The 15,578-nt window shown below is 70.2% G+C and carries 15 protein-coding genes; 3 read left to right on the plus strand and 12 right to left on the minus strand.

Going from position 1 to position 15,578, the window contains the following annotated elements:
* Positions 1–9: 9 nt before the first annotated feature.
* The 11 genes from AB0E63_RS14885 to rimP all read right to left on the minus strand — a co-directional run bounded on the left by AB0E63_RS14885 (position 10) and on the right by rimP (position 12,563).
* Entirely contained in the window at positions 10–687 is a 678-nt protein-coding gene (locus tag AB0E63_RS14885; RefSeq protein ID WP_360365814.1) for a response regulator, read from the minus strand.
* Entirely contained in the window at positions 687–2,105 is a 1,419-nt protein-coding gene (locus AB0E63_RS14890) for an ATP-binding protein (protein ID WP_360365591.1), read from the minus strand. The genes AB0E63_RS14885 and AB0E63_RS14890 overlap by 1 nt, the downstream gene beginning before the upstream one ends.
* A gap of 28 nt (positions 2,106–2,133) precedes the next feature.
* Complete coding sequence (locus AB0E63_RS14895; protein WP_360365593.1) at positions 2,134–4,116, minus strand: APC family permease; 1,983 nt, start codon at positions 4,114–4,116, stop codon at positions 2,134–2,136.
* Positions 4,117–4,237: 121 nt separating this feature from the next.
* Positions 4,238–5,101, minus strand: a complete 864-nt coding sequence (locus AB0E63_RS14900; protein WP_360365595.1) for an LLM class flavin-dependent oxidoreductase — start codon at positions 5,099–5,101, stop codon at positions 4,238–4,240.
* Positions 5,102–5,134: 33 nt separating this feature from the next.
* Positions 5,135–5,893 (minus strand): methyltransferase domain-containing protein, encoded by a 759-nt coding sequence (locus tag AB0E63_RS14905; RefSeq protein ID WP_360365597.1) that lies wholly within the window; start codon positions 5,891–5,893, stop codon positions 5,135–5,137.
* Between the two features lie 30 nt (positions 5,894–5,923).
* Complete coding sequence (gene truB, locus AB0E63_RS14910; RefSeq protein WP_360365599.1) at positions 5,924–6,823, minus strand: tRNA pseudouridine(55) synthase TruB; 900 nt, start codon at positions 6,821–6,823, stop codon at positions 5,924–5,926.
* A gap of 8 nt (positions 6,824–6,831) precedes the next feature.
* A complete protein-coding gene (rbfA, locus tag AB0E63_RS14915) occupies positions 6,832–7,269 on the minus strand; it encodes a 30S ribosome-binding factor RbfA (RefSeq protein ID WP_360365601.1) in 438 nt (145 codons plus the stop codon).
* A 97-nt stretch (positions 7,270–7,366) separates the two neighbouring features.
* A complete protein-coding gene (gene infB / locus AB0E63_RS14920; protein ID WP_360365603.1) occupies positions 7,367–10,534 on the minus strand; it encodes a translation initiation factor IF-2 in 3,168 nt (1,055 codons plus the stop codon).
* A 66-nt stretch (positions 10,535–10,600) separates the two neighbouring features.
* Positions 10,601–11,002: a YlxR family protein gene (locus AB0E63_RS14925; protein ID WP_360365605.1), complete on the minus strand. Its 402-nt coding sequence runs from the start codon at positions 11,000–11,002 to the stop codon at positions 10,601–10,603.
* A 45-nt stretch (positions 11,003–11,047) separates the two neighbouring features.
* Positions 11,048–12,040 carry a transcription termination factor NusA gene (gene nusA / locus AB0E63_RS14930; protein ID WP_360365607.1) on the minus strand — a complete coding sequence of 331 codons (993 nt, stop codon included), beginning with the start codon at positions 12,038–12,040 and terminating at the stop codon, positions 11,048–11,050.
* Between the two features lies 1 nt (position 12,041).
* A complete protein-coding gene (gene rimP, locus AB0E63_RS14935) occupies positions 12,042–12,563 on the minus strand; it encodes a ribosome maturation factor RimP (RefSeq protein WP_360365609.1) in 522 nt (173 codons plus the stop codon).
* A gap of 150 nt (positions 12,564–12,713) precedes the next feature.
* Here rimP and AB0E63_RS14940 point away from each other — a divergent pair, with 150 nt between their 5' ends.
* From AB0E63_RS14940 to AB0E63_RS14950, 3 genes are all read left to right on the plus strand, one after another.
* Positions 12,714–13,265, plus strand: a complete 552-nt coding sequence (locus AB0E63_RS14940) for a cell division protein FtsK (protein WP_360365611.1) — start codon at positions 12,714–12,716, stop codon at positions 13,263–13,265.
* Between the two features lie 118 nt (positions 13,266–13,383).
* Positions 13,384–13,794: a ferritin-like domain-containing protein gene (locus AB0E63_RS14945; protein ID WP_360365612.1), complete on the plus strand. Its 411-nt coding sequence runs from the start codon at positions 13,384–13,386 to the stop codon at positions 13,792–13,794.
* A 1-nt stretch (position 13,795) separates the two neighbouring features.
* On the plus strand, positions 13,796–14,194 hold the full coding sequence (locus AB0E63_RS14950; RefSeq protein ID WP_360365613.1) for a YchJ family metal-binding protein: 399 nt from the start codon (positions 13,796–13,798) through the stop codon (positions 14,192–14,194).
* On the opposite strand, the gene AB0E63_RS14955 is transcribed toward AB0E63_RS14950, so the two are convergent.
* On the minus strand, positions 14,166–15,569 hold the full coding sequence (locus tag AB0E63_RS14955) for an alkaline phosphatase PhoX (RefSeq protein ID WP_360365615.1): 1,404 nt from the start codon (positions 15,567–15,569) through the stop codon (positions 14,166–14,168). The genes AB0E63_RS14950 and AB0E63_RS14955 overlap by 29 nt on opposite strands.
* Positions 15,570–15,578 lie beyond the last annotated feature (9 nt).

A 15,578-nucleotide genomic window follows, 5' to 3' on the forward strand; every position in this document is an offset into this window, starting at 1 on the left:
ACAGGGTAGCTAGGGCTGGAAGCGGTAGCCCATTCCCGGCTCGGTGATCAGGTGGATGGGGCGTGCGGGGTCGAGTTCGAGCTTCCGGCGGAGTTGGGCCATGTAGACGCGGAGGTAGTTGGTCTCGGACTCGTATCCGGGCCCCCAGACGTCCTGGAGCAGTTGCTTCTGGCTGACGAGCTTGCCGGGATTGCGGACCAGCATCTCCAGCAGGCTCCACTCGGTGGGAGTGAGTCGTACGTCGCCTTCGGAGGTCGTGACGCGTTTGGCCGCGAGGTCGATGGTGAACGCCTCGGTCCGGACGACCGCGGGCGCACCGGGGTCCGGCACCGCCGCCCGGCGGAGTGCCGCCCGGATCCGGGCCAGCAGCTCGTCCATGCCGAACGGCTTGGTGACGTAGTCGTCGGCGCCGGCGTCGAGTGCCGCGACCTTGTCGGCCTGGGCGTCGCGAGCGGACAGCACGATGATCGGCGCCGAGCACCAGCCGCGCAGACCGGACACCACCTCGACGCCGTTCATGTCCGGCAGGCCCAGGTCGAGGATGACGAGGCCGGGCGGCCGCCGACCCGCCGCCGCGAGAGCGGACGCGCCGTCGGCCGCGGTCTCGACGTCGTACCGGCGGGCGCGCAGGTTGATCGCCAGCGCCCGCAGCAGTTGCCGATCGTCGTCGACGATCAGGACGTTGATCACGGCACCACCGGCAGGGTCACTGTCATCGTCAAACCTCCGCCGGGTGTCGGTGCGGGCGCCACGCTCCCCGCCATCGCCTCGCTGAAACCGCGGGCGATCGCGAGTCCCAGGCCGGCGCCGCCGTCGGACCGGTTGTCGCCGAGCCGCTGGAACGGAGTGAAGATACGCTCCCGGTCCTCGGTCGGCACGCCAGGGCCGGTGTCGATCACGGCGACCTGTACGGCGCTCTCGTCGTACGACGCCTCGACCCGGACCGGGACACCGGCCGGAGAGAACCGCCGCGCGTTGTCGACCAGGTTGGCGATCACCCGCTCGAGCAGTCCGGCGTCGGCCAGCAGGAGCGGGAGGTGCACCGGGACGTCGACCGTGACGACGTCCGCCGGGATTCCGACCAGTGCCTTGGCGACGACCTCCTCCAGCACGACCGGCCGTGCGTCGACGGACAGCGCCCCGGCCTGCAACCGGCTCATCGCCAGCAGGTTCGCGATCAGGTCGTCGAGCCGGTCCGCCGATTCCTCGATCGTCTCCAGCAGCTCACTCTGCTCGGCCGGGCTCCAGGTCACGTCGCGCTGCCGGAGGCTGGAGACAGCGGCCTTGATTCCTGCCAACGGCGTTCTCAGGTCATGTCCGACGGCGGCCAGCAAGGCCGACCGCAGCCGGTCGACCTCGGCGAGCTGCCGGGCCTGGGCCGCTTCACCGGCGAGTTGCTGGTCCTCCCAGGCTCGCCCGGCGGCACCGGCCAGCCGGGTCAGCAGCTTCCGGTCCTCGGCGAAGAGTTCGGGGCCTTCGGCAACGAGCCGCAGCCCGTCCCGCGCCGGGACCGAGATGACCGGGCTGCCGCGCAGCGGCGGGCCGGCGACCGCGACGACATGGTCGAGCTCGCCGCGGCTCTCGAGCAGCGCGACCGACACCATGCCGAACGTCTCCCGCACCTCCTCCAGCACCGCGGTGAGCGAGTCGTCGGTGACCGGTTCCGCGGTGATCCGGGACAGGACCTCCGCCTCGCTGCGGCTGCGGACGGCGGCGACCCGGTGGCGAATGGCCACGTCGACGGTCACGCTGACCGTCACCGCGACCAGCACGAACACGAACAGCGCGATGATGCTGTCCCGCTGCTCGACGACGAGCGTGTGGTACGGGGTGGTGAAGAAGAAGTTGGCAAGCAGCACCGCGGCGAGGGCGGCGGCGACACCGGGAAGCAGGCCGCCCGTCACCGCGATCAGGACCACGATCAGCAGGTACAGCAGCAGGATGCTCTCGAGCGCCAGACTGTCCCGCACCGGGACCAGCGCGAGCGTCAGCGCCGGCAGGCCGGCCAGAACCAGCCCGAAACCGGTCCAGAGTCGCCTTCGCCGGCCGTGCCCGATCCTGCCGGGCAGTCGGGCGGCTGACTCCGCCGTCCTGTTCTGTACCACGGCACCACTGTCGCACGGCTGGAGCAGGTCAGACCGGCCCTGCGACCTTGTCGTGTGACGGCTCCGCGGCCGCCGGCTCGACCCGCCGGGCCTCGAGAACCTCCGCGGACCCGAGCTTCCACGGCACGTTGATCACCATCACGCCAGGTTGGAACAGCAGCCGCGCCTTCAACCGCAGCGCACTCTGGTTGTGTAGGAGCGCCTCCCACCAGTGGCCGACGACGTACTCCGGGATGAACACCGCGACCAGGTCACGCGGACTGTTCCGCCGTACGTCCTTGACGTAGCTCAGCACCGGACCGGTCACATCGCGGTACGGCGAGTGCAGCACCTTCAACGGGACAGGAATGTCGCGCTCACTCCAGTCGCGAAGCAAGGCGTCGGACGCGTCTTCGTCGGTGCTGACCGTCACCGCGGTCAGCGACGTCGGACGGGTCGCCCGGGCGTACGCGAGCGCCCGCAACGTCGGGGTGTGCAACCTGGACACCAGGACGATCGCGAACACCCGCGGTGGCAGGGTGACGCCACCCGGACGCGGCGTCAGCTCGACGTCGACGCGGTCGTAGTGTCGCCGGATCCCCCTCATCAGCAAGAAGATCGCCGGCATCGCGATGACCACGATCCACGCGCCGTGGGTGAACTTGGTGATCAGTACGACGACCAGCACGACGGCGGTGAACACCGCACCGAGGGCGTTGATGCCGCGGGACCGGTGCATCGAGGCCGTTGCCCTTGCCAACGGATCGCGCAGCAGGCGGGTCCAGTGCACGACCATGCCGGCCTGGCTGAGCGTGAACGACACGAAGACGCCGATGATGTAGAGCTGGATCAGCCGCGTCGTACTGGCATCGAAGACCCAGATCAGCAGGCAGGCGAGCGCCGACAGGATCAGGATGCCGTTGCTGTAGACCAGCCGGTCGCCGCGCCGGGCGAACTGCCTGGGCAGGAACCCGTCGTGACCGAGCAGCGAGGCCAGGATCGGGAAGCCGTTGAACGCGGTGTTGGCGGCCAGCACCAGGATCGCCGCGGTGAACGCCTGCACGGCGAAGAATCCGATCGAGTGGTAGCCGCCGAACACCGCCCCGGCCACCTGGGCGATGACCGTGCGCTGCTCGTAGTCCGCCGGGGCACCGGTGATCCGGCCGCCGTCGGAGGCCACGTGGACATCCGTCACCAGCGCCAGGACGGTGATGCCGGCGAACATCGCGATCGTCACCGCGCCCATGATGGTCAGCGTCGCCGCGGCGTTCCTGCTCTTCGGTGGCTTGAAATTCGGCACGCCGTTGCTGACCGCCTCGACGCCGGTCAGCGCCGTACATCCGGAAGCGAAAGCGCGCATCGCGAGCAGGACGACGACCAGGCCACCGGCGTGGGTCGCGGCCTCGATCCCGTACGGCGCGGACTCGGCGCGCGGGGTGTCACCGGTGAGGATCCGGACGAAGCCGACCGCGATCATCGTGAGCACGACCGCGATGAACCCGTACGTCGGGACGGCGAACGCCGTACCGGACTCCTTGACACCGCGCAGGTTCATCAGTGCCAGCACAGCGATCATGCCGACTGACACCAGCACCGCGTGCGGCCCGAGTCCAGGGATCGCCGACACGAGGTTCTGCACGCCGGCGGCCACCGAGACCGCGACGGTCAGCACGTAGTCGACGAGCAGGGCGCTGGCCGCGACCAGCGAGGCGTTCTGCCCGAGGTTCGCCCGGCTGACGGCGTACGCGCCACCACCACTCGGGTACGCGTGACAGGTCTGCCGGTAGGACGCCACGACCACGACGAGCAGAGCGACGACGACGGCCGCGATCCAGGGCGTCAGGTGCAGCAGGGTCAGCCCGCCCAGGCTGAGCATCAGCAGGATCTCTTCGGTCGCGTAGGCGTTCGAGGAGAGCGGGTCGCTGCAGAACACCGGCAACGCGAGCTTCTTCGGCAGCAGGGTCTCGCCCAGCCGTTCGCTGCGCAGCGGACGCCCGACCAAGAACCTCTTCGGCAGCTCCAACAACTTCACAACACCAGCGAACCGCCCCGCCGCGGTCCGGACCGCCGGTCTTGACGCCACCTTGACGCGGCCCCCGCCAATCTTGACGCCACCTTGACGCCTGGATGTGCGGTGAACCTTCGGCGGTGGGTCAGTCGACGCGCGGTGGGCCGGCTCTCAACCGGCGTTCAGCCGCGACTCGGGCTGCAGTGGGGTCCATCGAGGACCAGTCGGCGTCTATCCACCACGTGGCGCCGGCGTTGGCCCAGGGGCGGACGGTGTCGGCGGCGTTGGGGTCGTCGGCGGTGGTGGTGCCTTCGGCGACTACGTCGTACCCGTCCATGGTGAGGCCGTGGGCGGCGCGTTCCTGGCGGATCCAGGCGACTCCCTCGGCGAGGAGCTCCGGGGTCAGCTCCCCCGGCTGTCCACCGGGCGGAACGATGTAGTTCGGCAGCCAGCCGTCCTGCAGCGCGGCCCGGCGCATCGACTTCGGCCGCGGCCAGGCACCCACCACCCAGGTCGGGATCCGTGGCTGCTGCACCGGTGGCGGTGGCGCGGGCGCGGGCGGCATCAGCTCGGCGATCTTCTTCGACCGGTAGTGCTTACCGGCGAACTCGAACGGCTCGTCGCGCCACAGGTACTGCAGCATCTCCAGCGATTCATCCATCAGCTCGGCGCGCACCTTCCGCCCCGGATCGTCCTCGAACAACCAGAACCGCTCCTCCCCCGCCACCCCGAGCCCGACCGCCAGCGTCACCCGCCCGTTGCTCAGGTTGTCCACGGTCGACGTCTGCCCTGCCACATCCCACGGCTTCCGCCGCGGCAAGGGCGTCAGCATCGTCCCCAGCCGGATCCGCTCGGTCGTCATCGCCGCCGCACCGAGCATCACCCAGGCGTCGATCCCCCAGACCGACTCCCACACGAAGAACCCGTCCCACCCGTGTTCCTCGGCCAGCGCCGCCAACTCGGCCGCCGCCCGCGCGTCCCCAGCCGCCATCACGAACCCGTATCTCATTCCCCCGACGGTAGAACGCCCCACCGACAGGATTCAGGACTTGACGGCGTGGACCAGCCGCCGGGTGAGCTGACGGCTCGTCAGCAGGTGCGCGAGCCTGCTCGACTGCTCCTCCGCCTCCAGCCAGCGCGGGTCGTCACCGTGGGCCTTCGCAAGCAGCTCATCCACGTGCTCAGCCTTCTGCCGCCACTCCGCTGGCTCACCACCACCCGGCGCCTCCCTCAACTCGCGGATGCTGAGACCCGTCTGCCCGAGCAGATCCCCCAACTCGTCCAGGCTTGGGAACTCGTTCCCGCGAGGCAGCTCACTGTGCAGTCCAGGCTCAGCCACCAGCACCAGCAAGCCGACCGAACCACCGGGCCGCAGAACCCGCCGAAGCTCCCGCAGCAACGCAAGCTTGTCGTGCACGGTGCAGAGCACACCGATACACCAGGCCACGTCGAAGGCACCTTCTCCGAACGGCAGCCGGTCCCCGGTCGCACAGATCGGCGTACGCCCGAAGATCCGCCGCTCCGCCCGGCACGCGTCCTCCATCGGCTCGACCAGCACCGGCCGTACGCCGTACTTCTCCGCAGCCCACGCGGACGCGCCACCAACCCCGGCCCCCACGTCGACCAGGGACACCCCAGGACCCACCCCACAGGACCGAGCCAGCCACTCCAGCAGCCCAGGATCCCCGCTCCCACGGCACCCCGCCACAATCGCGTACTCGTCCCCGAGCTCCCCCACAACCTCAGCCGTCCAGGTAGCAACCGTCCCGAACTCAGCCCGCTGTTCCTCCCCGCCGCTCATACCGTCACCAATACCCCAGGCGTACGCCGATCAGCTGACGAAGACGGCCGTGGGTTTGGCTATCGGGCCGTGGGGTTCGTAGAGGGCCAGGAAGATGCCGGTGGGGTCGAACATGGCGGTCTGGCCCGGCTGGAGTTTGAGGCCGGATAGCGGGCGGCCGGTGCGGATCGCGGCGGCCTGGTCGGCGTCGGCGTCGTAGCGCGGGAAGGTGCCGGCGGCAACGTCCGCGATCGGCAGCCAGGCGAAGTCCTCGGCCAGCGACTCGAGGGTGTGCGCCGCCGCCAGGTCGAAGGAGCCCACGCGGGTACGGCGAAGTGCCGTGAGGTGACCGCCGACACCGAGCTCGGCGCCGAGGTCGCGGGCCAGCGCGCGGATGTACGTGCCGCTGGAGCAGTCCACAGAGACATCCACATCGATGCCGTCCGCCCCCGGGCGTACGTCGAGAATGTCGTACCGGGACACCGTCACCGCCCGAGCCTTCAGGGCGACCTCTTCACCCGCCCGGACCCGTTCGTACGCGCGCCGCCCGTCGACCTTGATCGCGGACACCTTCGACGGGACCTGCGCGATCTCGCCGCGGAAACCGACCACCGCGGCCGCGATCGCCTCCGCGGTCACGCCGTCGACCGCCGAAGTGGTGACGATCTCCCCTTCGGCGTCGTCGGTCGTCGTGGTCGCGCCGAGCCGGATCGTCGCGTCGTACGACTTGTCGGCCAGCTGGAGATGACCCAGCAGCCGAGTGGCCCGGTTGATGCCGACGACCAGCACACCGGTCGCCATCGGGTCGAGCGTGCCGGCGTGCCCGACCTTGCGGGTGCCGGCCAGCCGCCGGATGCGGGCGACGACGGTGTGCGACGTCATCCCGTCCGGTTTGTCGACGACGACGATCCCGTCGGAGGTCGCGCTGAACTCAGTGGACGTGGTGTTCAACGCAGCACTCAGTCCTGGTCGTCCTCGTCGTCGTCCTTGTGCTTGTACGGATCCGCGTCACCGGCCGGCTTCGCGCCCGCGGCCGACTTGGCCACCTCGGCGTCGGCCGTCCGGGCCTTGGCCAGCAGCTCCTCGATGTGCCCGGCGGTCTCCGGCACGGCGTCCAGGAAGAACGCCACGCTCGGGCTGTGCCGCAGGCCGAGGGCCTTGCCGACCTCGCTTCGGATCAGGCCACGCGCCGACTCCAGCGCGGCCGCGGTCGACGCCCGGTCCTGGTCGTCGCCGTACACGGTGTAGAAGACGCTGGCCTCGCGCAGGTCGCCGGTCAGCCGGGCGTCCGTCACAGTGACGAAGCCCAGCCGGGGGTCCTTGACCCGGCGTTCGAGCAGCTCGGCGACGAGCACCTGGATCCGGTCGGCCAGCTGCTTCGCCCTTGCTTCACCCATCAGGGCTCACTCCCTCATTCACAAGTAAACGTCCGGAGAGACAACCGCCTCTCCGGACGTTACTCCGGTGCCCGGAGGTCCCGAGCACCGACTGCTGTCAGTTACGCGGCTTCTCGCGGAGCTCGAAGGACTCCACGACGTCACCGATCTTGATGTCGTTGAAGTTGTTGATGGTCAGACCGCACTCGAAGCCCTCGCGGACCTCGGACGCGTCGTCCTTGAACCTCTTCAGCGACGACAGCTCGGTGTTGTCGACGATCACCGCACCGTCCCGGATCAACCGGACCTTGGCGTTGCGCTTGATCAGGCCGTTGGTCACCCAGCAACCGGCGATGTTGCCCACCTTCGAGGAGCGGAAGATCTCCCGGATCTCCGCCTGGCCGAGGACGGCCTCCTCGTAGATCGGCTTCAGCATGCCCTTCAGGGCGGCCTCGATGTCGTCGATCGCCGCGTAGATGACCGAGTAGTACCGGACATCCACGCCCTCGCGCTCGGCCACGTCGCCGGCCTTGCCCGCCGGCCGCACGTTGAAGCCGATGATGACGGCGTTCGACGCGATGGCCAGGTTGACGTCGTTCTCGTTGATCGCACCGACGCCGCGGTCGATGACGCGGAGGTTGACCTCGTCGCCGACCTCGATCCGGACCAGGGCGTCTTCCAGCGCCTCGACCGAACCGGACACGTCGCCCTTGAGGATGAGCAGCAGCTCCTGCGTCTCGCCCTTCTCCATCGAGGCCATGAAGTCCTCGAGGGTCCGGCGCGCACGACGCTTGGCGTTGGCGGCCGCCCGGGCGCGAGCTTCGCGCTTCTCGGCGATCTGCCGTGCCCTGCGGTCGTCGTCGACGACCAGGAACTTGTCACCCGCACCTGGTACGGCGGTCAGACCGAGCACCAGGACCGGACGCGACGGCGTCGCCTCCTCGACCGGGTCGCCGTGCTCGTCGAGCATGGCCCGGACCCGGCCGTACGCCGGTCCGGCCACCATCGAGTCGCCGACCCGCAGCGTGCCGCGCTGGACCAGCACGGTCGCCACCGGACCACGGCCCTTGTCCAGGTTGGCCTCGATCGCGATGCCCTCGGCGTGCATGTTCGGGTTGGCCCGCAGGTCCAGCGCCGCGTCCGCGGTCAGGACCACGGACTCGAGCAGCCCGTCGATGTTGATCCGGGACTTCGCCGAGACGTCGACGAACATCGTGTCGCCGCCGTACTCCTCGGGCACCAGGCCGTACTCGGTCAGCTGACCGCGCACCTTGGCCGGGTCCGCACTCGGGACGTCGATCTTGTTCACCGCGACCACGATCGGGACGTTCGCCGCCCGGGCGTGGTTCAGTGCCTCGATCGTCTGCGGCATCACGCCGTCGTCGGCCGCGACCACCAGGATGACGATGTCGGTGGCCTGCGCACCACGGGCACGCATGGCGGTGAACGCCTCGTGACCCGGGGTGTCGACGAAGGTGATGGCCCGCTGCTCGCCGTCGACCTCGGTCGTCACCTGGTACGCACCGATGTGCTGGGTGATGCCACCGGCCTCCTTGGCGACCACGTTCGCCTCGCGGACCGCGTCCAGCAGCTTCGTCTTACCGTGGTCGACGTGACCCATCACGGTCACGACCGGCGGCCGCTTGACCAGATCGGTCTCGTCGCCCTCGTCGGTACCGAAGTCGATGTCGAACGACTGCAGCAGCTCGCGGTCCTCGTCCTCCGGGGACACGATCTGCACGTCGTAGTTGAGCTCGGTGGCGAGCAGTTGCAGCGTCTCCTCGTTGACCGACTGGGTCGCGGTCACCATCTCACCGAGGTGGAACAGCACCTGCACCAGCGACGCCGGGTCGACGCCGACCTTCTCGGCGAAGTCCGTCAGCGACGCGCCACGGGCAAGGCGCACGATCTCGCCGTCACCGTGCTTGACGCGGACGCCGCCGACCGCCGGCGCCTGCATGTTGTCGAATTCCTGGCGCTTGGCCCGCTTCGACTTGCGACCACGACGGGCCGGACCGCCCGGACGCCCGAAGGCACCCTGTGTCCCGCCACGACCGCGGTTGCCCGGACCCGGACGGCCACCGCCGCCACCGGGCGGGCCGCTGGGGCCGCCGCCACCGGGACGGAAACCGCCGCCACCGCCACCGCCGCCACTGCGCGGACCGGCACCCGGTCCACTCGGAGCGCCACCGGGACGGCCGCGGCCACCGCCGCCGCCACCGCCGCCCGCGCCCCCACCGGGACCGGACGGGCGGCCGGTGAACGTACCGGCCGAGGACTTCGGCATCATCGCCGGGTTGGGGCGCGGCGCACCGGGCACACCACTCGGGCGCGGCCGGTCGTTACCGCCACCGCGGTCACTGCGGGCCTGCGGCGGACGCGGCGCCATCCCGGCCGGGCTCGCACCCTGACCGGAGCCGCCACCCTGACCACCCGGGCCGGGGCGAGCGCCACCGCGCTGCATGCCCTGGGTCGAGCTGAACGGGTTGTTGCCCGGACGCGGCGCACCCGGACGCGGGCCACCACCGCCCTGACCACCCGGACGCGGCGCACCGGGGCGCGGGGCTCCCGGACGCGGAGCGCTGCCCTGGCCACCGGGCCTGGGCCCACCCGGACGCGGACCGGAACCCGAGCCACCCGGACGCGGGCCGGGCCGGGCCGAAGTCTCGGCGACCGGACGCTGCTGCGCAGCCGGAACCTCCGGCTGAGCGGGCGCCGGGGTCGGCGCCGGAGCGGCCGGCGTGGCCTTGGCGGCCGGTGCCTCGAACGACGGTGCGGCCGGGGTCTCTGCCTTGGCCGCCGGAGCGGTTTCGACCGGAGCGGTCTCCTGCCGCGGGGCCGGCTTCGGGCCCGGACGCGGACCCGGCTTCACACCCGGGGTCGGAACCGACTTCACCGGTGCCGGAGCGGACTCGACCTTCTCGGCCACCGGGGCCTCCACCTTCGGGGCCTCCACTGTCGGGGACTGCGCGACCGGCGCCGGGGTCGGCTCAGCAGCCGGCGCGGGACGCCCAACCGGGGCAGGCTGTGCTTTTCTGGCCGGCTCGGCAGGTGCGACCGGTGCGGTCGCCTGCGGCGCGGCAGACGTACTCGCGGCGGCCTTCTTGGCCGCGCGCTTCTTCGGCGGGTTCTTCTCGAACTCTTCCGCCAACCGTCGTACGACGGGTGCCTCGATCGTCGAGGATGCCGATCGGACGAACTCTCCCATGTCGTTCAGCCTGGTCAGAACGACCTTGCTGGTAACTCCGAGCTCTTTCGCGAGCTCGTAGACCCGGACCTTTGCCACTACTCTCCCTCTGGTCCGAGCCTGGGCGCGGACCGTTAGTTGACGTACATGCTCATCGCATTGCACTCATCGTTCGACACTCATCGAGTGGTCATGAGTCGATGACCCGCCTTCATGTCGTCGCGACGGTCCGTTCTGGACCACTGCGGGCGGCCTGGTGGCCGCACTTGTTTCACTACTGCTTTCCGTACTGCGCTGCGCAACATGTTCCCGCACGAGCGCCAGCTCAAGCGGACCGGGGACCTTGAAGGCCCGCGGAAACGCTTTTCGCCGCTCAGCGAGGTCGAAGCACTCGGCCACCGGGTGCAGATGCGCCCCGCGGCCAGGTGCCCGACGATCGGGATCCGGGAGGACAAGCCCTCCGGACACCGTCATCCGCAGCAAGTCAGCCGGACTGGACCGCTTCCGGCACCCGATACAGGTGCGCTCCCGGGCTTGGCCAGGGCGCGCGTCTGTAGTCACTGTCACGCGTTCCTCAGGGTGTGGTTGCGACTCAGTCGACCGACCGAGAGATCAGTCTACCTTCTCGTCCTCACGAGTCACATCGGTATCCGGCCGGATGTCGATCCGCCACCCGGTGAGCCGGGCGGCGAGGCGGGCGTTCTGCCCCTCCTTGCCGATCGCGAGCGAGAGCTGGTAGTCGGGGACGATGACCCGCGCGGCGCGCGCGGCAGCGTCCACTACCTCGACAGACGTAACCTGCGCCGGGGACAGCGCATTCCCGACGAAGGTGGCCGGATCGTCGCTGTGGTCGATGATGTCGATCTTCTCACCGTGCAGTTCGTGCATGATGTTGCGCACCCGCTGGCCCATCGGGCCGATGCAGGCGCCCTTCCCGTTCACCGACGGGTTCAGGGTCCGGACGGCGATCTTCGTCCGGTGACCGGCCTCCCGCGCGATCGCGGTGATCTCCACCGTGCCGTCGGCGATCTCCGGGACCTCGAGCGCGAACAGCTTCTTGACCAGGTTCGGGTGGGTCCGGCTGACCGTGATCTGCGGGCCCTTGAAGCCCTTCCGCACGCCCACCACGTACACCCGCAGCCGGGAGCCGTGCTCGTACTTCTCCCCCGGCACCTGCTCCGGCGCCGGCAGCACCGCCTCGATCTTGCCGAGGTCGACCATCACCGAGCGCGGGTCGCGGCCCTGCTGGACCACGCCGGAGACGATGTCGCCCTCCTTGCCGGAGAACTCGCCGTACCGGACCTCGTCCTCGGCGTCGCGCAGCCGCTGCAGGATGATCTGCTTGGCCGTGGTGGCCGCGATCCGGCCGAAGTCGGCCGGGGTGTCGTCGTACTCGCGGGCCAGCGTGCCGTCCTCGGCGAGCTCCCGCGCGTGCACGGTCACGTGCCCGGTCTTGCGGTCCAGCTCGACGCGAGCGTGCTGCTGAGCCCCCTCGGTCCGGTGGTACGCGACCAGGAGGGCCGCCTCGATCGCCTCGACGACGACCTCGAGGGCGATGTCCTTCTCCCGCTCCAGTGACCGCAGCACGGCCATGTCGATGTCCATGTCAGCTCTCCTCCACCGTGCCGTCGGCAGGTGTTTCTGTTTCGTCGTTGCCGGCAGCCCGGTTGAATTCGATCTGGATCTTGGCCTTGGCCACGTCGGCGTACGCGACGGTCTGCCGCGTGCCGTCGACGTCCAGCTCGGCCGCCTCCTCGGAGGCGGACTTGATCCGGCCGGTCAGCTTGCCCCCGGCGGTCAGCGTGACAGCGACCAGCCGGCTGACGTTGCGCCGCCAGTGCCGGGGCAGCGTGAGCGGCCGGTCCACACCGGGGCTGGAAACCTCCAGTGTGTAAGCGCCCTCGCCCATGATGTCGTCGGCGTCGAGTGCCTTGGAGATGGCCCGGGTGACGTCGGCGACGTCGTCCAGGCTGATGCCCCCGTCGCGATCGACGAGCACGCGCAGCAACCGGCGGCGGCCGGCCGGAGCGATGTCGGCGGCCTCCAGGTCGCAGCCGAACTGCCCGACGATCGGCCGCAGGAAGTTCTCGAGGCTCGTGGTGTCCGTGTGGTCAGTCTTTCGGCTCACAGGTAGACCTGCCTCTCTCCAGTTGTGCACCCGTTCCACCCTTGACAGTGCTGCCAAGGGCAGTAGCCCACCATATCCGGCCGGTCGCGGTGTCCGCGCCACCGGCTCGTCCCAGACCGGTCAACGGCGGGCACCAGGTATCGTTCCGCCGTGCCGATCGAACCCCGCCTGCCCCGCCGCGTCTCCCGCCGCGCCGTCCTCGTGACCGCGGCCCTGGTGCCCGGTGCGACCACGCTGGCCGGCTGCAAGGACGATCCGGCCGGTACGCCGGGCGCCGTCAACCCGGGGTCGTCGGACCGACCGGCCGAGGAGACACCGACCGTCGACCCGGCGGTCGTCGCCGCACTCAGTACGGCGGCCACCCAGGTGACTCAATTGTCCCTCGGGTTCGCCGCGGTGAGCCGGAAGTTCCCGGCGCTGCGCACCCAGCTCGCGGCCGGCGCGAAGTACCACGTGAGTCACCTGGCCAAGCTGAAGGAAACCGACGGGGTCACGCCCGCGGCCGCGAAGGCACCAGCCGTTCCGAGTACGTCGGCGGCCGCACTCGCCGGCCTGGCCAGGCAGGAGAAGGCCGCGGCGATCGTCCACGCCGCCGCGGCGGTCAAACTGTCCGGCGCCCCAGCCCGCCTGCTGGCGATGATCGCCGCCTCCGAGACCCAGCTGGCAACCACGCTGCCCCCCAAGAAAAAGGAGGCCCCATGACTGTGCTTTTGGCCGGGCCTTCGGCGCCGGCGGGGTCATGGGGCTTTGACTCCCGGCCTTCCCTCGTCGCTCCAGTCGCTTCGCTCCCTCCACTCCTCAGTCCAGGCCGGGAGGCCCCATGACCCAGCTGGAAGCCCTGCAGGCGGCACTTGCCGGCGAACATGCCGCTCTGTACGGCGTGGGCGTGGCCGGCGGGAAGCTCAGTGGCGCCCGCTTCCGGGGTGCGACGGATCTCTACGAGCAGCACCGCAGCAATCGCGACCAGCTCAGTGCCTTGGTGGTGGCGGCCGGTAAGACCCCGGTCGCCGCGGACCCGGCGTACGACCTGCCCCAAGCGGTCACGAACGCCGCCACCGCCGCCGCCCTTGTCCTGCTGATCGAGCGGCGAGTCGCAGCCGTGTACGGCGACCTGGTCGAGGCGGCCGAGCAGCCGGCCGTCCGCAGCTTCGCGATCGAGAGCCTGCTGTCGGCTGCCAGCACCCAAATCGCCTGGGGTGGCGCGCCGGTCGCGTTCCCCGGCGCGGTGTGAGATGGCCAGATCCTGTCCGTGTGGGCTCGACGCCACCTATGACGACTGCTGTGGCAGCCTGCACCGCGGCCGTAGGGCGGCGATCACCGCCGAGCAACTCATGCGCTCGCGTTACAGCGCCTTCGTCGTCGGCGACGTGCCGTATCTCCTCCGCACCTGGCACTCCACGACCCGCCCGTCGAAGCTCCAGCTGGACGACGACATCAAGTGGACGGGCCTCGAGATCCTCGGCAGCACCGCAGGCAGCGCCTTCCACTCCGAGGGCACCGTCGAGTTCCGCGCGAACTACGTGCTGGCCGGCCACCTGACCGGCCAGCACGAGAACAGCCGCTTCCTCCGCGAGGACGGCGCGTGGGTCTACGTCGAGGCGCTCACCGCCGGCGGCGCCACGGGCCGGTGACGGCGTACGTGATGCCGGGGTTGTAGACGTTGAAGAACATCGTCCGGCCGTCCGCGGAGAAGCCGGCCCCGGACAGTTCGCCGTACTCCGGGTCCTCCGGGGTGCCGTTGTTGACCCGGTTGCGGGCGAACTTGAACACCTGACCGTCTTCGGTGGTGCCGAGGATGTGCTGCTCGCCGAGCCCGTCCTCGCACATCATCAGCCCGCCGTACGGCGACATCGTGATGTTGTCGGGGGCATCGAACTCGGGGTCGTCCGAACCGGGCTTCGGCCGGGTGAAGATCACCTCGAGGCGCAGCGTCTGCTTCCGCGGGTCGTACCGCCAGACCTGGCCGTCGTGGTCGACCTTCGGGCCGAGCTCGGTCCGGGCGAACGACGAGACGAAGTACACGCAGCGGTCGCGGTCACCCCACCAGCAGCCCTCGAGCTTGTAGCCGCCGGTGATCGGCTTGGCGTAGTCCTGGGCCCGGACCGACTCGGTCGTGGCCAGGGGGTCTGGGACCTTGACCCACTGCACGCCGTGGAACAGCGCACCGGCTTCCTGGACGACGGACAGATCCGGGAGATCCGGGATGTGCATGGCCTGCAGCTCGCCACCCGCTCGCAGCGTTCCCCAGCCGCCGCTGGGGCGGTTCGGCAGGAACCGGTAGAAGCCGCCGAGCGGGGCGACGAACGCGTCCTCTGTCTCGTACACGATGCCGGTCGACGGGTCGATGGCGACGGCTTCGTGCTGGAACCGCCCCATCGCCGTCAGAGGGACCGGGTTGTTGTTGCGGCGGTCGTCGTACGGGTCGACCTCGAAGATGAAGCCGTGGTCCTTGGTGTAGCCGCTCTGACCGGCCTTGAGCTCGGTCTCCTCACACGTCAGCCAGGTGCGCCACGGGGTGATGCCACCGGAGCAGTTGATCGCCGTACCGCCGAGGCTGACGAACTCCTTCGTCGCCGCGTTGTGCCGGTCGACGACCAGCGTGCTGGTCCCGCCCGCACCGGCCGGATCGTACGTGCGTTCGGCCGGAGCGACCACCTTGATCGCCGAGGTCGGACTGCACTCGTGGTTACGGACCAGGCGGGACCCGCCGTCGCGATCGGCGAAGGCACCCATGCCATCGAACCGGCTCGGGGTCTTCAGCCCGTCGGGCCGGACCGTGCCCTCGCGCGACAGGATCTTGTAGCCGAACCCGCGCGGCAGGTCGAGCATGCCGTCCGGGTCCTCGATCAGCGGCCCGTACCCGATCTTCGGGCCGGACGTCCCCAGCGCGGGCTGGGCGGTGTACAGCGCCTCGACCGAGCCGGCCAGGCTGACCGCAACACCCGCCGCGGCCGCACGGCCGACGAACTGACGCCTGGACAGGGAGTTGGACTGGAGTTCGGACACGGGCGGCCT

Source organism: Kribbella sp. NPDC026596, from assembly GCF_040638415.1.
GTDB lineage: Bacteria > Actinomycetota > Actinomycetes > Propionibacteriales > Kribbellaceae > Kribbella.